Raw genomic sequence first — 18,303 nt, forward strand, 5'->3', positions numbered from 1 at the left:
TTAACTTTGCGTGAGGTCTTGGGGAACAAATCCGTTGAATACTGCAGACATTCAACCAATACGGGGCAGGAGAGAAGCGATGATCACGGCGAAACAGACCCTTATCCACCCGCTGTGGCTAAGGCTGACACATTGGCTGAACGCACTTGCCATGCTGATTATGGTCACCAGCGGTTGGCGCATTTATAACGCTTCCCCGTTGTTTAACTTTAGTTTTATCAACGAGCTGACGCTAGGCGGTTGGCTGGGGGGCGCGCTGCAATGGCATTTTGCCGGTATGTGGCTGTTTGGCATCAACGGCCTGTGCTATCTGCTGATCAACCTGTTCAGTGGCCGCTTTAAACGCCAATTCTGGCCGCTCAGCCCCAAGCAGTTTGTGGCCGATCTCTGGGCCGCACTGTGCGGCAAGTTGTCACACGCCGATCTGCGCCACTACAACATGGTGCAGCGTGTGGCTTATCTGGTGGCTATCGTGGTCAGCATCCTGATGGTGCTTTCTGGGCTGGTGTTGTGGAAGTCTGTGCAGTTTCCTCTGCTACGTACCTTGCTTGGGGGCTACGACGCGGCGCGCTATATCCACTTTTTTGCCATGACGGCGCTGGTTGGCTTCGTGGTGATCCATCTGGTGATGGTGGCCCTGGTGCCACGTACGTTGCTGGCCATGTTGCGTGGACGCTAAGGAGACACCGATGAAAACGGAAAAAGAACCTCTCAGCCTGAGCGAAGGCCAGGATATCGTTAAAGAAGCGCAACGTCTGTTAGCGCGCCAGTTGGCATCGTCGTCGCGCCGCCGTTTTCTGCGCAATGGCTTGACCCTGGGGGGGATGGCGATGCTGACTGGCTGCGATCTCAGTGATAATGCTCAGGTAGATCAGGCCTTGAGCCGCATCTCACGCTTCAACGATCGGGTTCAGGGCTGGCTGTTCAATGCCAACCATCTGGCACCAGAGTATGCCGAATCGATGATCACTCGGCCATTCCCGTTTAATGCCTTCTATAGCGAGGATCAGGCGCCGGATATCAACGGTGACGATTATCGGCTGGAAGTGGCGGGGCTGGTACTGCACAAGCAACCCTGGACGTTGGCACAGTTGCACCAGATGACGCAAATCAGCCAGATCACCAGGCACATCTGTGTCGAAGGCTGGAGCGCCATCGGCAAATGGGGTGGGGTGCCGTTTGCCACCTTCCTGAAGGCGATTGGCGCAGATCTTAACGCCCGCTATATCGGCTTTAAATGTGCCGATGACTATTACACCAGCATCGATATGGCCACGGCGTTACATCCGCAAACGCTGATGGCGCTGACCTACGACGGGCAGATTTTGCCGCGTAAATACGGCTATCCGATGAAACTGCGGATGCCCACCAAGCTGGGTTACAAGAATCCCAAACATATTCAAGTGATCGAAGTCACCAACCACTTTCCCGGTGGTTACTGGGAAGACCAAGGCTACAACTGGTTTGGCGGTAGTTGATTGCCACCGGTGCAGTTTCATGGCACGACGCGTGCCGATTAACCAAGAAAAGGAAATACCATGAAAAAGTTATTTGCCATGATGATGTGTAGCGCACTGATGCTGGGTATCACCGGAGCCAATGCGGCCGATAGCATGGGCAAGGATGCGATGAAAAAGGACGGTATGAGCCAGATGTCTCACGATGGGATGGCAAAACAGGGCATGAAAAAAGAGTGCATGGATAAAGATTGCATGAAGAAGGACTCTATGGCCAAAGACGGCATGAAGAAGGATCACATGGCCAAAGACAGCATGAAGAAAGACTCTATGGCTAAAGATGGCATGAAGAAAGACGCAATGAGTCAGTAGAGGCATAATCCCTCCGGCGGCTTTTGCTGCCGGTTATCACCAAGCTAGTGAGAGGATTTTATGATGAAAACTGTAATTTTGGCTTTGGTGCTGGCAGCAGCCAGCAGCGGTGTCATGGCGGCCATGCCGGTAACAAGCAGTGCTGCACAAGGGCTGCAAAAAATCGGAGAGGTTTCCAGCCAGACGACAACGTTGAGCAGCTTTGAACAGGCGATCGCCGCCGATGCGCAACGGCAGGGGGCAAGTGCCTATCGCATTACCTCGGTTACCGTTAATAACCACGTTTACGGCACTGCGGATTTGTATAAATAATCGGGAGAGGGCATGGTGGTATATCGACGAGGGGCGACGTTCAATCGATGAACTCGCCCCTTTACTATACTCGCCTGAGTCAGCCGTTGGTGACGAAAATAGTGCTCATATTTCGCAGACGCAATTTCTTCAATGCACTGTATTTCTGTGAAAAAATAGTTTTCGGATGGGTGCCTCGCTTGGCCGCAATGTTCAGCAGACTATCGCCGCGCAACAGGTTGAAGATCACATCGCTTTCTGCTGGGCTGAGCTCGCGGGTTTTCTGCACCTTTAATTGCCCAGACTCTTCACTCGCCAACAGGTTTTCCACTTTTTCTTCTAGTAAATAAAGCGGCATACGTGCCGATACCAGTTCCACCGAGATCCCCAGGATCGCCAACAGTTTGGTCACCCGTTCATCATCATAAAACACCAGAATACGCGTTGAGCTCATGTGTTGCTGATGCACAGACACCAGGCTTTCGATCACGTTGACGCTTTGTTCCAGATTTTGCGAGGTGAAAATCAGCGCAATATCATGCTTGATAATTTTCTCCGCCTTCGCACCACCGTGCATAAAGTCCGAAAACAGCTTGATATCGTACTTGCCATAATGCTTTTTCAACAGCATTGAAAGCCCGACATAGCTGTACTTACACTCACTAATCACCAGGACATTGTTTTTAGACATATTGGGGATACCCATAATGAGTTAAAAGTATTCAGCAGCAAGCAGCTGATTTAAATCTTTGATGCTGGATTCCTGCCACAACTTCCCCTGCAGTGCATAATAAGGCATTTCGTCCAACCATTTTTTTTGTTCATGCGTTTCAACTCCTTCGATAATCACCCGGTAATGATTCAGGTGAAAAAAACGCAGCAATGCGCGCATCAACCCTTCACCGCCGGGCTTTTTCATAAAGTCCCACAGCAGTTGTCGATCGAGTTTTACGAAGCGGAAACGGCTGTTATACAAGGCGGAAAACCCGGCATAGCCGGAACCAAAATCGTCGAGCCAAAATGAATAATTATTCAAAGAAGGATCGTTATGGACACGGTTTTTTACCAGTCTGCTGGCGTTCTCGTTGATTTCGAAATGCAGGTAATTCATCGCGCGGATTTTATCGGCCAACACACCGTTTGCCAGCGCCTGCAGCGAATGGTCGTCGACATTGATGGTGGCAATGATCTGGTGTTGTTGAAACCAGTCTCGGTATTTTTCTATCAATTCAATTTGTTGATGCAGGATCTCAACGCGGGTTTCCCGGTCGGCCTGCTGGAAGAATTGTTCTGGAGAGAAATGCGCAAATTCGCTATCAAAAGAGAAGCGTGATAAACATTCAACGGCCAGCAGTTGCCCCGATTTGGCAAACATAGGCTGAAAAACATAATTAATGCCGTTATTTTTATCGTTAAAATCGCTGCGCATTCCTCAATCCTTTGATTGAAATTTATCTGTATGATTTTAAACAATAAACAAAGAAAAAAATGGCTGTTTATTGGTAATAATCTTATTAAAGAAAGAATCATCTTACCTGGTGGTAAATTCCCCTAAAAGATTGAAATTTCAGAGGGAACAGGCTTGCGCTCAAGATGGCTGAAAGCGCATTAACAGAGTTATATTCTGGTTTTTCGGCGTTTTATCGAATTTTTTGACCGCTAAACTTGACTAATTAAGATTATTACGAACCGGGTAAATCGTCAATATCGATCGATAGGTATTTGTCGATAGTTTTTTCCTATCATGAAGGGCGTTATGAATGTTTTAAACGATTTATCAATGAGAATGTTCTTGGACTATATTTCGCCGGGCAATGGATTCATCGGGCTTCATTCCTGACAGGGAGTAGCATCGTTGAATGTACTTAACGGATGTATTAATTCACCGAGAGTCGAAAATATGAAAATCTCTAAGCTGTCCGCTGTATTAGCACTGACTGTATGCGCCACCGCCATTCCTTCTCTTTCAGCACAGGCTGCCGATGGTACTATTACTTTCAACGGTAAAGTGACCGACCAGACCTGTACTATCAGCACCCCAGGTGGTAAAGATTTTACTGTTACTCTGCCAACCGTATCTTCTTCTACCCTGAATGCGGTTAGCGCCACCGCGGGCCGTACTCCATTCGCAATTAACCTGACCAAATGTTCTAAAGGCCAGGTAGCAACCTATTTCGAACCAGGTTCAACCGTTGATTTCAAAACGGGTCGTTTGAATAACCAAACCAAAACCAATGCCGCAACCAACGTGCAAATCCAGCTGCTGGGTAGCAACAACCAGTTCCTGCCAATTCTGGCTGCCACCAACAACGGCGCACAGACCAACTCCCAGTGGGTTACCGTTGCCAATGAAGGTGATTCAGCAGACCTGAACTACTATGCGGAATATTTCGCAACTGCCGCTGCGGGCGCCGGTGATGTAACCTCAAACGTACAATACACCATCATCTACCAATAAGTTATTACCCGTCCATTTTATAGTTAAATGTTGTTTCCTCCCTGTGAGCATTCGGGGCGAATAGTTTCGCCCTGATAGCCTCTAATTACAGGGGGTGAAAGCATCGGGTATTTATTCTGGCGGGTGGAAACTTTTCCCCCGCTGTATTTCTATAGTAGTGATATTAAAATGAAAACATCGTTTAAGAAATACAGCGTATTGCTGATGGCTGTGCTTTTCAGCAGCAGCGCTTTTGCCAGCGTTATTGTTAACGGCACTCGCGTTATTTATCCGGCCAAACAGCGGGAAGTGACCGTCCAATTGTCCAATAATGGGACCTCGCCGGCGTTGATCCAGGCCTGGATCGATGAGGGCAACGCGGAAACGACGCCAGAAAACAGCAAGGCTCCCTTTATTATTTCGCCTCCCATCAGCCGTATTGAGCCTAACGGCGGCCAGGCGCTGCGTGTTTCGCTGACGACTTCGGCATTGACGCAAGACAAAGAATCTCTGTTCTGGTTGAACGTGCTGGAAATTCCCCCTGCACCGACCGGAACGGCCGCCGACACTACGCCAGAAAACTTCCTGCAGGTGGCCTTCAGAACCCGTGTGAAATTGTTCTATCGGCCGGAAGGTCTGAGCGGCGTAGCCAATGACGCGCCAGAAAAACTGCAGTGGAGCTTCGTGGCGGGCGGTGTGAAAGTGAAAAATCCCACGCCGTTTTATGTTTCTTTCACCGAAATCAATGCCGTTGCCAATCGCAAGAAAGTCGCGCTGGCACCGCATGGCGACATGCTGGCCCCAGGCCAGGAAAAAACGCTGGCCTTTTCCGGTGACAGTTCACGCATCGCTGATATTGAGTACACCACCATCAATGACTTTGGTGGCCGGGTTCAACGCAGCAAAAATCAGCAAAAGTAACTCCTGGAAAGCCCCATGCCGCGAGGTGAAGTCAGCCGGTGGGGACGCTTAATTTGGTAAAGGAATGCATGGATATGAACGAGTTACCTATCTCTGCCGCCGTCAAGTCGGCACTTTTCAATTACAGATCCATCCTGCTGTTGACCGGTAGTGCCCTTTGCCTGACCACCCCGGCATTTTCCCTGGCAGCGGCTCAAAGCGATGCCAACCAGGCCGCTGCACCGGTCGAAGCCACTTTCAACAGCAATTTCCTGGTTGGCCAGGCGCAGGGTGTGGATCTTTCGCGCTTTCGTGACGGCAACCCGGTATTGGCGGGGAAATATTCTCTGGATGTTTACGTCAATGGGGAATGGAAGGGCAAAAAGAACATCGAATTCAAGAGCGTGCCGGGTAAAGACAGTGCCGATACCTGCTTTAACCTGCTGTCTCTGGAAGAGTTTGGCGTCGATACTGCGGCAATGGGCAGCGATCCGGCGGTGACGACCAGCAGCTGCAAGCCGCTGGGGGAATGGGTGCCGGAAGCGTCTTACCGCCTCAATACTAGCACCTTGCGTATGGATGTCAGCGTTCCGCAGGTCGCGTTACGCCGTACCGCACGGGGTTATGTCGATCCGAAATTCTGGGATCGCGGCATCACCGCTGGTTTTCTGTCCTATAACTTCAACGCCTTTAATTCGCACAGCTCCAATTCCGGTGGCTACTCGGACTCGACCAACGCTTATCTGACGATGAACGCCGGGGTGAACATTGCCGGTTGGCAACTGCGCCATGACTCGAACGTGAACTGGCGTAGTCAGGAAAGCACCCATTGGCAGAACACGGCCACCTATGCGCAGCGTGCCATTCCGGGTGTGCGCGGTATGCTGACATTGGGGGATGCGTTTACCAGCGGGGACTTCTTTGATTCGATCGGTTTTCGCGGTGCGCAACTGAGTACCGACGATCGCATGTTGCCGGACTCCCTTAACGGCTATGCGCCGGTAGTGCGCGGAGTGGCGCAAAGCAACGCTCTGGTAGAAATTCGCCAGAACAACCAGTTGATCTACCAAACCACGGTAGCGCCGGGCGAGTTCGTGATAAACGATCTGTTCCCTACCGGCTACGGCGGCGATCTGGACGTGACGGTCAATGAAGCCGATGGTTCTGTGCGCCAGTTTAGCGTTCCCTATGCTTCGGTGGCGCAGATGTTGCGCCCGGGGATCCAGCGCTATGCGTTAACCGCAGGCCAAGTTCGCGATGATAATTTACATACCTTGCCCGAGATGTTCCAGGTGACTTATCAGCGCGGGTTTACCAATATTCTGACCGGCTATACCGGTGCGACCGTGAGTGACGGTTACAGCGCTGTGCTGCTGGGGAGTGCGGTGGCAACACCGTTGGGGGCTTTTGCCGTCGACGTGACTCAGGCCAACACCCGCCTGAAACAGGGCGATATGTCCGGCCAGAGCTACAAAATCAGCTACAGCAAGCTGATGTCGGAAACCAACACCAACTTCACCATTGCGGCCTACCGCTACTCGACTTCCGGCTATCTGTCACTGCGTGATGCGGTGTATGCCCGTGATAACGAGAGCCGGGGCTTAAGTGCCGATGCGGTTAACCGCCAGCGCAGTGAATATCAGCTCACGTTGAATCAGGGTCTGGGTGCCAATCTGGGATCGCTGTATATCACCGGTTCGGTGCGCGATTACTGGAACCGTGGCGGTACCTCCAAACAGTATCAGGTGGGTTACAACAACTTCATTGGCCGGGTTACCTACGGTTTGTCCGCCATGCGTACCAGCGATACTTATAACCACGATGAAACCCGTTACTTCCTGAATTTCTCGATCCCGTTCAACATTGGCTCGCAAAACATCAGCCTGAACAGCGCATTGGCTTATAACGACCAAGGCTACGACAGCAGCCGCATCGGGATTAACGGCTCCACCGGGGAGGATAACAACATCAGCTACAGCGCCACCTTGGCTAACGACCAGAGCGGCGGGACCAATACCAGTGTGAATGGGGAATACCGCAGCCGTTTCGCCACCATGAACGGTTCTTACAGCTATGGCCGCGATTTCCGCCAGTCGTCCATCGGGGCTTCCGGCAGCATTGTGGCCCATAGCGGCGGCGTGACCATGACGCCTCAACGTGGCCAAACCATGGTGTTGGTTGAAGCGCCGGATGCAGCAGGGGCCATCGTCACCAACTCTCCTGGGGTGCGAATCGATGACAACGGCTATGCGGTGGTGCCTTATGTTGCTCCCTACCGTATGACCAACGTCACGTTGGATCCTAACGGCATGTCACGCGATGTTGAGCTGGAAAGCAGTAGCCAGCAAATTGCGCCTTATGCCGGTGCGATTGCCAAGCTGGAGTTCAAGACCATCAAAGGCCAGGCGCTGATTATCCATGCGTTAGGCCCGAACAACACGGCGTTACCTTTTGGTGCCGAAGTATTGGATACCCGTAACCAGGTGGTCGGCATCGTCGGCCAGGGCAGCCGTATCTATCTGCGTTCCGAAGCGTTACAGGGGCTGCTATTGGTGAAATGGGGGACTCAGCCGACACAACAGTGTGCCGTGAACTACCAGGCCAAAGCACAAAACAGCACTGATTACGAAATTATCGAGGCGAGCTGCAAATGATCAACCTTATCCATAAATTCACCGCCATGCGCCAGCGCCCTAAACAAGCCATGCTGTTTATGTTACTGATGTTGGCCGGGCAACAGGCTTATGCTCAATGCCGGGTTAACACGACCAGGCCGCAGGACATCATCATGAACGTCGGCAGGGTATTGATTACGCCGGATACCAAGGTGGGCGATATCCTGGCCACTGGCAAATTCGATATCAGTCGGGATAACAATATTTCTTGCAGCGGTAATAGCACGTTGTACGGCCGCATTTTACAAGGTGGGCCGAGTTCGATCAGTGACAAAATCTGGACTACCAACGTACCGGGGGTGGGGCTGCGGCTTTATCGCCAGATCGGCTCGCAGGAAGGTGCCTATTACCCGCACGAGATCTACCGCAACGGCGGGGTGTATCTGGCTGAGGGGTATTTTGTGGTTGAGGTGATCAAAATTGCCCAGAATACCGGTACCGGTTCGTTAGCCCCCGGGCAGTACTCTTCTTACTATGCGGATGGGACGGGGCCTTCCAGACCGATCCTGATCTCTCACGTATTGGCGAATAGTATCACTATCGTCACCTCATCCTGTTCGGTGGACGCCGGTTCCAAAAATAAGGTGATCAACCTGAGTACGGTAGCTACTGCGGCGTTCAAAGGCGTGGGCAGTACTGCCGCAGAGCAGGACTTTTCGATTAACATCAACTGCGTAGGTGGTTCGGGGACGGAACTGTTGCCTGGTGGTACAGGGGAGGGGCTGGTGAACGTACGTTTTGACTATACCCGCGATACCTCGAATGCACCGGGTGTGCTCCAGCCGGTACAGGATAGCAATGCCGCCAGCGGCGTTGGTGTCCAACTGCTGACCGGCAAAAACTCAACGCCAATCACTAGCGGCACGGCGGTATATGCCGGGCATACCATTGCCAACCAGACCAATACCATCACCTTGCCGCTCAAGGCGCGTTACTACCAGACCGCAGCAAAAATGAAGGGCGGCACCATCAAGTCGATTGCCACCTTTACCCTTGAATATAACTGATAAGACGTCAGCCAGTTCAATACTTAAGAGCGCTGCTGCGCCCGTTTAGCGGGTGCTGAAAAGGCCAATGGGTTTAGACACCCGTTGGCCGTTTTGTTTTTAACGCTGGCCGACCCAGTTGGTGCAGCCTTCGTCTACGCATTGGCGTTTGTAGAGTGAATGCAGGCTCGGTGTGCTGTGCCGATAGCTGTGCTCTGAGGAGAGCGCCACTTCATCTTGCTGCGGCGTGCGGCGATAGACCGCCGGCGTTTCACCAAACTGCTTTTTAAAGGCCCGGGAAAATGAAGGCTGGGAATCAAAATGGAACTGCAGGGCAATGTCCAGAATCGGCCGGGGGGTAGCGCGTAATGCCTGTGCGGCCTTAGACAAACGGCGTTCGCGGATATAGCTGCCAAGCGCATGGCCAGTGGTACTGCGGAACATACGTTGCAGATGCCATTTGGAGTAGCCAGATTTTGCAGCCACGTTATCCAGCAGCAGCGGTTGATCCAGGTGGTTTTCGATCCAGTTCAGCAAATCGTGAATGATATTGGCGCGATCCATTGGTTTAATTCTCCTGCAGCGACGACATTCGGGTAACCGTCAAATGGGACTTAATAATCCAAGATTATTCTTTGATAATAGGCGCGCATCGGCAGTTACGCAAGGGTAAACTTGGATAATTGACGTGGCGAAAAATGCTCCGCAAGGGCTAGGGGTATAGTGAATTGGGCGGCGGGATAGGGAGATAGGGAGGGGCACAGCATGCTGTGCCCGTGTGGATCACTTGATGTTCATGGCGTCGCGCATGGTGAAGAACAGGTCGGTCTGATCGGTCAGCCCCACGATGTTGGCGGCATGCGGGCCATAAGCGGCAACGCGCAGCTGAGTCCCGGTATGACCCTGGGAGCCTTCTTCCGAATTGCCATAGCTGATGGTCATCACCGCGCCGTCTTTGGTGGTTAATGATTGGGTCAGCCCCGGTGCTTTAGCTTTGGCGGCAATAATCTGGCTGGAGTGAGCGTGGTCGGCGGTGACGATCACCAGGGTATTACCGTCGGCGCGGGCGAACTCCAGCGCTTTTTGTACCGCTTCATCCAGATCGACCGTTTCACCAAATTGGCCGCATGGGTTGGCATCATGATCCTGCTTGTCGATGGACGCTCCTTCGACCTGCAGGAAGAAACCGTTCGGGTTGTTCTTCAGCAACTCGATGGCTTTCTCGGTCATCGCTGCCAGCGTTGGCACATTGGCGCTGCGCTCTGGGTTATTCTCGCAGGTCACCGCAGGCTGATCGAGATTACCGTGGTAGGAGGCTTTCGGTCCCTTCCAGCGTACAGGCATATTGCCTGGCGCAAACAGGCCCAGCAGCGGCTTTTGCTGATTGGCGAGGTTAATCGCGTTCAGGCTTTCGGCATCCTCCACCCATTGGTAGCCCAATGCGGCGGCCTGGGCCTTCAGCGTTTTCCCCTGCCATTCACCGCTTTTCGCCAACTGAGCGAAGGATTTTGCTCCGCCGCCCAGCGTGACGTCGGCACGGGTTTTAATCAACTGCTCGGTGATAGAACCATGCCCGCCATTTTCCAGCGCGTTGCTGGCGCATTGCTCACTGGTTTCCTCTGGGCCGTAGCACTTGCGGGAGGTTACGTGCGAAACCAGTGCTGCCGGTGTGGCATCTTGCAGCTCCGCCGTAGAGACGTTGCCGGTGGCTTTACCCGCGGCCTTGGCCAGTTCCAAAATCGTCGGTTGATCTTTGCCGTTCACATCTACGCCCAACGCGCCGTTGTAGGTCTTGACGCCGGTAGCCCAGGCGGTGGCCGAGGCGGCAGAGTCGGTGACATAGTCCGGCTTATGGCTTTTCTTATCCAGCGAGTAGTGGGTGTATTGGCCGGTTAGCGGCAAAGCATCGATCCCTTTGAAGTAACCGCCTGCGCCTTCCGCATAGTTGCGTGCGCCGGTGATTTCCGAATCGCCCATGCCGTCGCCGATCAGCAGGATCACGTTTTTAGCGGTTTTATTCGACAGCGATGCTTGCAGTGCGGCGGTTTGATCGCTTGCCAAACGGCGTGCACCGCCGGGTTCGGTAATATCGCCACGAGCCGCGCGGTTGTTGAGTTGATTGTTGTCAGCCAGGGCGGTGGAGCATAACAGAGCGGATAATAGGGCACCGGCGATCAGAGAAACGGACTGTTGCATGGGTAGGGCTCCTTGTCGTAATACAAAAATATTGTTGGCATTATTTTGTTACATCGGAGAGTAGAGCAGGAAAGTGACATTTTTATGACGAGCGAGGTGGGAAAAGGGATTGCCTTTCCTGGCAATCCCAATAGGTTATCAGACTTGGCGGGCAGGAATATTAATGCCGCGTTGTACGGCTGGCCTTGCCAGTCCACGTTCCAGCCATTGGCCAACAAGGGGGAAATTGTCGAACTCCACCACGTCGCGCGCTTCATAAAAACCGATCAGGTTGCGTACCCAGCCGAGTAGGGAAATGTCGGCAATGGTATATTCCGACCCCATAATCCAATCACGCCCTTGCAGCCGCTCTTCCAGCACACCCAGCAGCCGTTTGGACTCTTTCTGGTAGCGCTCAAACGGCCGTTTGTCTTCATATTCGCGCCCGGCGAATTTGTGGAAGAAGCCTAGTTGGCCGAACATTGGCCCCACGGACGCCATCTGGAAAAATACCCACTGGATGGTTTCATAACGTTGGGCGGGGTCTTTGGGTAACAACTTGCCGCATTTCTCTGCCAGATATAGCAGGATTGCCCCGGACTCGTACAGCGCAAACGGCTTACCGTCCGGGCCAGCAGGATCGAGGATCGCCGGGATTTTACCGTTAGGGTTGAGCGACAGGAACTCCGGCGTCCAGGTTTCATTTTTGCCGATGTCGATCAGGTGGGCCTCATAGGGTAGGCCGATCTCTTCGAGCATGATGGAAACTTTCACCCCGTTAGGGGTCGGCAGCGAGTAGAGTTGTAACCGTTCAGGATGTTTGGCGGGCCAACGTTTGGCGATCGGGAACAGGGTAATATCGGACATGATAACTCCTCGGAAGCGACGGGATCGTCAACAGGAAAACTCATTGAGTATGGCAGTAAAGCTAGCGCGCCAGGTATTCAAAGCGCCAGGCCAAAATGTGCGCTCAGTGCTTTTCGACCTGTGGCGGTCAGTTGCAGCTCACGGCTGTCTAGCTGGCGCTGAACCCATCCGCGTTTTTCAAATGCTGCTAACATGGCAGCGCCCAGTGCGCCACCGAGATGGGCCTTGCGTTCGCTCCAGTCCAGACAATCGCAGGCAAAGCGCCGCCGGGTCGGGGCCGGGGAGCAGTCGATACCCAACTGTGTCAAGGCAGCCTGCCCAGACTCACTGAGCTGATAGTCGTTATCCCCGATTAGCCAGGCCCGCGCCAGCAACTGATGATGTAATTGGACCGCGATCTCACCGGCCATGTGGTCATAGCAGGTGCGTGCATAACGTAATGAGGCCGGGGTGCTGCTTTTGACCGTTGGGCGTTCTACGCCGGCCAACGCCATCAGGCTTTCCAGCATGTCGGCCACCGGTTTGCCCGCCAGGCGGTAAAAGCGATTGCGGCCCTGTTTGACGCAGCCGATCAGGTTCTGTTCCTGCAAGCGTGCCAGATGGCTGCTGGCTGTGGATGCCGCGACGTCCACCGCCGCACTCAGCTCCGTTGCGGTATAGGCGCGCCCATCCATCAACAGGCACAGCATGCGCGCTCGGGTGCGATCGGCGATAGCGGCCGTCAGTGCGGCCAGGCGGTCTTCAAGCGTATTGTCATTCATACTTCGAGAATAACCGAAGTATTGCTGCTCGTCTAACCCGACAATGGCTGCTCTCTATGCTTATCGGAAGGAAATTGCCATGACAGCCTGCCCCTTTTCAGTTGCATCGCGGCAAGCGGTGCGTGAAGCCTTAACCCATCCTCAACTCGGCGTTCGCCCCACGGATGAGCCGGTGCCCGCAGCTTTAATTGGGACGCCCGCTCAATCGATTTTCGCCTCTCTGGTACGTATGAATGATGGTGCCGTGCAGCGTGAATTAAAGGGAGCGATCGAGGTGGCGCTGGCCGCTATCACCGATGATGAGATCCGCCAGACCACGGTTTACGTGGCTCAACGGTTAGCGGCCAGTTTGACAACGGCAGAGCAGCTCACCCGGTTTAACTACGCTTTGCCGATCTGCGTACTGGCTGACTTATTGGGCGTGGCCCATCAGGATCGATCTGTCTTGGTGGATGAGGTGTTGGACTTTGTGCGCTGTATTGCTCCTGGCGGCAGCGCAGAGCAGATGGCTGTGGGGGCGGCGGCTGCCGGGAAGTTGCAGATCCGGATGCAACTGGCTGATGGACCGTTGTTTGAACAACTGTGCCAACACATTGGCGATCGTGCTCTGGCGATAGCCAATGCCATCGGGCTGTTGTTCCAGGCTTGTGAAGGCACCGCCGGATTAATCGGCCAGACGCTGTTGCTGGCAAATCAACCTCATCAGTCAGAAGAAGAGTTGATCCTGGCGGTGTTGCTGCAAACTCCGCCGATCCAGACTACCCGCAGGTTTGCGCGACAGGCTACGTTGCTTGATGGTCAAGAGCTGGCGGTGGGGCAGAGCGTATTGGTGCAGTTGAAAACGCCGCAGGAAAGTTTTGCCTTCGGTTATGGTGCTCATCGCTGCCCGGGAGAACGTTGGGCACGGTTGATCGCCTTGGAGGGGATCGGCCATTTATCCAAACACCACCTTAAGCCAGAACTGTTAAGCCATTTTCGCTGGCGTGTTTCGCAAAATGCGCGCGTACCCGAATTTTATACTGCCGAGGAGAACGATGATGATCGCGGTGATTTTTGAACTACGTGCTGCCGTTGGGCAGCGGGAAACCTATCTAGAGTTGGCGGCGGAGCTGAAACCGTTGCTGGCAGAAATTGACGGCTTTATCTCTATCGAACGTTTTCAGAGCCTGAGCGAGCCGGACAAGTTGCTCTCGCTGTCGTTCTGGCGTGACGAGGCGGCGGTACAGCAGTGGCGCAACCTGGAGCAACACCGTCGGGCCCAGGCGCGTGGCAGGCATGAGGTGCTGGAATACTACCGGCTGCGGGTGGCCGAGGTGGTGCGGGATTATGGGTTGGAACCGCGTGAAGAGGCTCCAGCGGATAGCCGCTATTTTCATGGTTGAGTGATCCAGCGCCGGGGTTCCGGTGCTGGATTATATTAACTTAATAATTTAATAACATAACTATTAGAATGGCTTGGTTGGCAGGTATTTGCCATCCAGCGTGATCACCGCACGTTCACCGCCATCGGGGTCCTGGACCTTTTTGATATCCAGCTTGAAGTTGATCGCGCTGATCACTCCGTCACCAAATTGTTCATGCACCAGCGCCCGTAGGGTTGAACCGTAGATCTGCACCATCTCGTAGAAACGATAGATGGTCGGGTCTGTCGGCACACCGCCGGGGATACTGCCGCGCACCGGGATGGTTTGCAGCAGGCGCACCGCATCTTCATCCAAATCCAGCTTTGCCGCTACTGCACGGGCGGCCTGTTCCGGTAACGGATGCTGGCCGAGCAGCGCGGCAGTAACAAACGCCAGGCTCAAGCCGGTGCCTTGGTTAATCGCCTCGAAGGTCAGGCCCTTACGGACTTTAGCGTCCATGATGACGTCGGTCAGGCTTTGGCGTGCTGAAACGCTATGTAGTGATTGTGTCATGTTAACTCCTAGAGGTTTGGGTAGATTAGAAACGTTGCATAGCTGGGCTGGCGGTGACGCTTGGGTTGCTCGCCAGCGGTACGAAACGGCGGGTATTGCCATCTAATGCATCAATACAGCCGGTAGCGATATCGTAGATCCAGCCATGCAGTCGCAGATTGCCTCGATCGAGCGCCAGCGCGACCGAAGGGTGAGTTTTCAGGTTGGTCAGTTGGGCGATGACGTTTTCTCGCACCATCGAATTAATACGATCGTGCTCGCTGGCGTGTTCATTGGCCTGATTGACCGCCTTGGCGGCATCGGCATAACGCAGCCAGTTGGCTACGGTGGGCATGTGATCCAGGCATTTGCAGGTGGCGATGGCGGTCATGGCGCCGCAATCGGAGTGGCCGCAAATCACGATATCCTCTACGCCCAGCGCGGCAACGGCATATTCCACCGAGGCCGAAACACCACCGGGCTCAGGCCCGAAAGAAGGCACGATATTGCCTGCGTTGCGGATGACGAACAGGTCGCCCGGTTCACGTTGGGTGATCAGCTCCGGCACCAATCGGCTGTCGGAGCATGAGATAAACAGGGTGCGTGGGTTCTGGCTGGTGGCCAGGCGTTTGAACAGCTCTGTGCGCTCGACAAAAGCCTCGCGCTGGAACTTCAGAAAACCGTCAATAACCTCTTGCATGGTGACTCCATCAATGTGTGGCTTGCTTTCAATAGAGGCAAGAATGGACTTTTCTAGCTATAGGTTCCAAGACTCATTTATAATCACCTCGATAGGGATAACTAATAGTTGAGGCGTTATGTTACTGCGGCACATACGTTACTTTCTGGCGGTTGCGGAGCAGGGGAACTTCACCCGGGCTGCGGAGGTGCTGCATGTTTCTCAGCCCACCTTGTCACAGCAGATCAAACAGTTGGAAGAGACGCTGCAGGTAGAGCTGTTCGACCGTTCCGGGCGCAGGGTACAACTCACCGATGCGGGGCAGGCGTGGATGCGCTATGCCCGGCTGGCGTTACAGGATCTGGATGCCGGCAAGCGGGCCATTCAGGATGTCGCGACGTTGGAACGCGGTAACCTGCGTTTGGCGATGACGCCGACCTTTACCTCCTACCTGATTGGCCCGTTGGTCGACGGCTTTTTCCGGCGCTACCCAGGTATTACGCTCAACATCCGTGAGATGACGCAGGATAAGATGGAGGCGTTATTGTGCGATGACCAATTGGATCTGGGGATTGCCTTCGAGCCGGTTCACTCTGCGGATATAGCCGCGACCAGGCTGTTCACGGAGCGGCTGCAATTGATGGTGGGGAAGGGGCATCAGCTTGCCAAGCGCCGCGTTGCCTTGAGCGTAGCGGAGGTACAGGAGGTGCCGTTGGTGCTACTCAACGGTGACTTCGCCACGCGTCATTACGTGGACGAATATTGCCAGCAGCACGCGATCCATCCTCAGGTTGCCATGGAGGCGAATGCGATTAGCGCCATCGTCGAGATTGTGCGCCACGGCCAGCTCGCGACCATTCTGCCGCAGGCCATAGCGCGGAGTAATCCGCTGCTGCTGCCTATCAAGCTGTCGGTTCCCATGCCCGAACGCCATGCCGTAGTGTTGCAACGCAAAGAGGGCTACCGCAGTGCAGCTTCACGGGCATTTATTGCGATGTTGCAAGATCAGGTCAAGGAAATGGGCTAAAAAGTGACTGGTTTGGTTATCCGTTAATTCGTTCTGAACGAGATATTTAGCTGGCGAATATCTCCATACCCCGAGCGCCGAACAAATCTTCACCAAAACTTCCCACGATCTCTGTGTTGCGTTATGGCATAATGCGCGCCAAATCACATTCCCAATCAAATTAAGAGCGAGCGCTGTGTTAAGCACTAACAACATCACTATGCAGTTCGGCAGTAAGCCGTTGTTTGAAAACATCTCTGTCAAATTTGGCGGCGGTAACCGCTATGGTCTGATCGGAGCCAACGGCTGCGGTAAATCGACGTTCATGAAAATCCTCGGTGGCGATCTGGCGCCGAGCGGCGGTAACGTGTTCCTGGATCCGAATGAGCGCCTGGGTAAACTGCGCCAGGATCAGTTCGCTTTTGAACAGTTCAGCGTGCTGGACACCGTGATCATGGGCCACACCGAACTGTGGGCGGTGAAGGAAGAGCGCGACCGCATCTACGCCATGGCGGAGATGAGCGAAGAAGACGGCTATAAAGTGGCCGATCTGGAAGTGGCCTATGGCGAGATGGACGGCTACACCGCAGAAGCACGTGCCGGTGAGTTACTGCTCGGCGTAGGTATTCCGGTAGAACAGCATTATGGCCCGATGAGCGAGATCGCTCCCGGCTTCAAACTGCGTGTCCTGTTGGCTCAGGCCCTGTTCTCCGATCCGGAAATCCTGCTGCTCGACGAACCAACGAACAACCTGGACATCGATACCATTCGCTGGCTGGAGCAGGTGCTGAACGAACGTAACAGCACCATGATCATCATTTCGCACGACCGTCACTTCCTGAACATGGTTTGTACTCACATGGCGGATCTGGACTACGGCGAACTGCGTGTCTACCCAGGTAACTACGACGAATACATGACGGCGGCTACCCAGGCTCGTGAGCGCCTGATGTCTGACAACGCCAAGAAGAAGGCGCAGATTAACGAGTTGCAGTCCTTCGTTAGCCGCTTTAGTGCCAACGCCTCCAAATCCAAGCAGGCTACCTCTCGTGCCCGCCAGATTGACAAGATCCAACTGGAAGAGGTTAAAGCCTCTAGCCGTCAGAACCCGTTCATCCGTTTTGAACAGGACAAGAAGCTGTTCCGTAACGCGCTGGAAGTGGAAGCGCTGGCCAAAGGCTTCGACAACGGCCCGCTGTTCAGCAAACTCAACCTGATGGTTGAAGTGGGCGAGAAGGTGGCGATCCTGGGTGCCAACGGTATCGGTAAATCTACCCTGCTGAAAACGCTGGTGGGTGACCTGCAGCCGGATCACGGCACGGTGAAATGGTCCGAAAACGCCAAAATTGGTTACTACGCACAGGATCACGAATACGAGTTCGATGAAACCCTGAGCGTGTTCGACTGGATGAGCCAGTGGAAGCAGGAAAAGGACGATGAGCAGGCGGTACGCAGCATTCTTGGCCGCCTGTTGTTCAGCCAGGACGATATCAAGAAGCGCGTAAAAGTGCTGTCCGGTGGTGAGAAGGGCCGTATGCTGTTCGGCAAGATCATGATGCAGCGCCCGAACATCCTGATCATGGATGAACCGACCAACCACATGGATATGGAATCCATCGAGTCACTGAACATGGCGTTGGAAATGTATGAAGGTACCTTGATCTTCGTTTCCCATGACCGTGAGTTTGTTAGCTCGCTGGCCACACGCGTTCTGGAAATGACCCCGAACAAGGTGATCGACTTTACCGGCAACTACGAAGACTATCTGCGTAGTCAGGGTATCAACTAATACCTTCGAGTTT

At 53.8% G+C, this 18,303-nt stretch carries 20 protein-coding genes; 12 read left to right on the forward strand and 8 right to left on the reverse strand.

Annotation, left to right across the window (positions count from 1 at the left end):
* Positions 1-79 precede the first annotated feature (79 nt).
* Genes KGP26_RS09245 through KGP26_RS09260 form a run of 4 tightly spaced genes read left to right on the forward strand, consistent with a single transcriptional unit; the run spans position 80 to position 2,141 of the window.
* A complete protein-coding gene (locus tag KGP26_RS09245) occupies positions 80-679 on the forward strand; it encodes a cytochrome b/b6 domain-containing protein (RefSeq protein ID WP_021805100.1) in 600 nt (199 codons plus the stop codon).
* A 10-nt stretch (positions 680-689) separates the two neighbouring features.
* Positions 690-1,478, forward strand: a complete 789-nt coding sequence (locus KGP26_RS09250; protein ID WP_115159220.1) for a molybdopterin-dependent oxidoreductase — start codon at positions 690-692, stop codon at positions 1,476-1,478.
* Between the two features lie 60 nt (positions 1,479-1,538).
* Entirely contained in the window at positions 1,539-1,829 is a 291-nt protein-coding gene (locus KGP26_RS09255) for a pentapeptide MXKDX repeat protein (RefSeq protein ID WP_024527541.1), read from the forward strand.
* A 60-nt stretch (positions 1,830-1,889) separates the two neighbouring features.
* The gene (locus KGP26_RS09260; protein ID WP_080673319.1) at positions 1,890-2,141 is read left to right on the forward strand and encodes a YdgH/BhsA/McbA-like domain containing protein; all 252 of its coding nucleotides are present in this window, start codon (positions 1,890-1,892) and stop codon (positions 2,139-2,141) included.
* A gap of 79 nt (positions 2,142-2,220) precedes the next feature.
* On the opposite strand, the gene KGP26_RS09265 is transcribed toward KGP26_RS09260, so the two are convergent.
* The gene (locus KGP26_RS09265; RefSeq protein ID WP_223665312.1) at positions 2,221-2,811 is read right to left on the reverse strand and encodes a LuxR family transcriptional regulator; all 591 of its coding nucleotides are present in this window, start codon (positions 2,809-2,811) and stop codon (positions 2,221-2,223) included.
* 21 nt (positions 2,812-2,832) lie between these two features.
* Complete coding sequence (locus tag KGP26_RS09270; RefSeq protein WP_223499160.1) at positions 2,833-3,549, reverse strand: EAL domain-containing protein; 717 nt, start codon at positions 3,547-3,549, stop codon at positions 2,833-2,835.
* A gap of 471 nt (positions 3,550-4,020) precedes the next feature.
* On the opposite strand from KGP26_RS09270, the gene KGP26_RS09275 reads away from it, so the two are divergent.
* The 4 genes from KGP26_RS09275 (at position 4,021) to KGP26_RS09290 (ending at position 9,139) form a co-directional block, all read left to right on the forward strand.
* Positions 4,021-4,578, forward strand: coding sequence for a fimbrial protein (locus KGP26_RS09275; RefSeq protein WP_021180549.1), 558 nt, complete (start codon positions 4,021-4,023; stop codon positions 4,576-4,578).
* 168 nt (positions 4,579-4,746) lie between these two features.
* The gene (locus KGP26_RS09280; RefSeq protein WP_021180550.1) at positions 4,747-5,478 is read left to right on the forward strand and encodes a molecular chaperone; all 732 of its coding nucleotides are present in this window, start codon (positions 4,747-4,749) and stop codon (positions 5,476-5,478) included.
* Positions 5,479-5,552: 74 nt separating this feature from the next.
* Positions 5,553-8,111: a fimbria/pilus outer membrane usher protein gene (locus KGP26_RS09285; protein ID WP_223665313.1), complete on the forward strand. Its 2,559-nt coding sequence runs from the start codon at positions 5,553-5,555 to the stop codon at positions 8,109-8,111.
* Entirely contained in the window at positions 8,108-9,139 is a 1,032-nt protein-coding gene (locus KGP26_RS09290) for a fimbrial protein (RefSeq protein WP_059200288.1), read from the forward strand. The genes KGP26_RS09285 and KGP26_RS09290 overlap by 4 nt, the downstream gene beginning before the upstream one ends.
* A gap of 99 nt (positions 9,140-9,238) precedes the next feature.
* Here KGP26_RS09290 and KGP26_RS09295 read toward each other — a convergent pair whose 3' ends face one another.
* The 4 genes from KGP26_RS09295 to KGP26_RS09310 form a co-directional block, all read right to left on the reverse strand.
* Positions 9,239-9,682, reverse strand: coding sequence for a helix-turn-helix domain-containing protein (locus KGP26_RS09295; protein ID WP_021180553.1), 444 nt, complete (start codon positions 9,680-9,682; stop codon positions 9,239-9,241).
* A gap of 219 nt (positions 9,683-9,901) precedes the next feature.
* Positions 9,902-11,314: an alkaline phosphatase gene (phoA, locus tag KGP26_RS09300; RefSeq protein ID WP_223499161.1), complete on the reverse strand. Its 1,413-nt coding sequence runs from the start codon at positions 11,312-11,314 to the stop codon at positions 9,902-9,904.
* Positions 11,315-11,452: 138 nt separating this feature from the next.
* A complete protein-coding gene (locus KGP26_RS09305) occupies positions 11,453-12,160 on the reverse strand; it encodes a glutathione S-transferase N-terminal domain-containing protein (RefSeq protein WP_223665314.1) in 708 nt (235 codons plus the stop codon).
* Between the two features lie 77 nt (positions 12,161-12,237).
* A complete protein-coding gene (locus KGP26_RS09310) occupies positions 12,238-12,921 on the reverse strand; it encodes a helix-turn-helix transcriptional regulator (protein WP_094982937.1) in 684 nt (227 codons plus the stop codon).
* A gap of 79 nt (positions 12,922-13,000) precedes the next feature.
* Between KGP26_RS09310 and KGP26_RS09315 the strand changes: the two genes are divergently transcribed.
* Both KGP26_RS09315 and KGP26_RS09320 read left to right on the forward strand, forming a co-directional pair.
* On the forward strand, positions 13,001-13,978 hold the full coding sequence (locus KGP26_RS09315; protein WP_223665315.1) for a cytochrome P450: 978 nt from the start codon (positions 13,001-13,003) through the stop codon (positions 13,976-13,978).
* Positions 13,959-14,303, forward strand: a complete 345-nt coding sequence (locus KGP26_RS09320; protein WP_223665635.1) for an antibiotic biosynthesis monooxygenase — start codon at positions 13,959-13,961, stop codon at positions 14,301-14,303. The genes KGP26_RS09315 and KGP26_RS09320 overlap by 20 nt, the downstream gene beginning before the upstream one ends.
* Before the next feature lie 63 nt (positions 14,304-14,366).
* Here the strand turns inward: KGP26_RS09320 and cynS are convergent, their stop codons facing one another.
* Positions 14,367-14,837 (reverse strand): cyanase, encoded by a 471-nt coding sequence (cynS, locus tag KGP26_RS09325; protein WP_059200294.1) that lies wholly within the window; start codon positions 14,835-14,837, stop codon positions 14,367-14,369.
* A gap of 25 nt (positions 14,838-14,862) precedes the next feature.
* Positions 14,863-15,516: a carbonic anhydrase gene (locus tag KGP26_RS09330; protein WP_021180560.1), complete on the reverse strand. Its 654-nt coding sequence runs from the start codon at positions 15,514-15,516 to the stop codon at positions 14,863-14,865.
* Between the two features lie 118 nt (positions 15,517-15,634).
* On the opposite strand from KGP26_RS09330, the gene cynR reads away from it, so the two are divergent.
* Together cynR and KGP26_RS09340 are read left to right on the forward strand one after the other, a co-directional pair.
* Positions 15,635-16,522 carry a transcriptional regulator CynR gene (gene cynR / locus KGP26_RS09335; RefSeq protein WP_037375059.1) on the forward strand — a complete coding sequence of 296 codons (888 nt, stop codon included), beginning with the start codon at positions 15,635-15,637 and terminating at the stop codon, positions 16,520-16,522.
* 175 nt (positions 16,523-16,697) lie between these two features.
* Positions 16,698-18,290 carry an ABC-F family ATPase gene (locus KGP26_RS09340; protein WP_021180561.1) on the forward strand — a complete coding sequence of 531 codons (1,593 nt, stop codon included), beginning with the start codon at positions 16,698-16,700 and terminating at the stop codon, positions 18,288-18,290.
* Positions 18,291-18,303 lie beyond the last annotated feature (13 nt).

This window comes from Serratia sp. JSRIV002, from assembly GCF_019968725.1.
Lineage (GTDB): Bacteria > Pseudomonadota > Gammaproteobacteria > Enterobacterales > Enterobacteriaceae > Chania > Chania fonticola_B.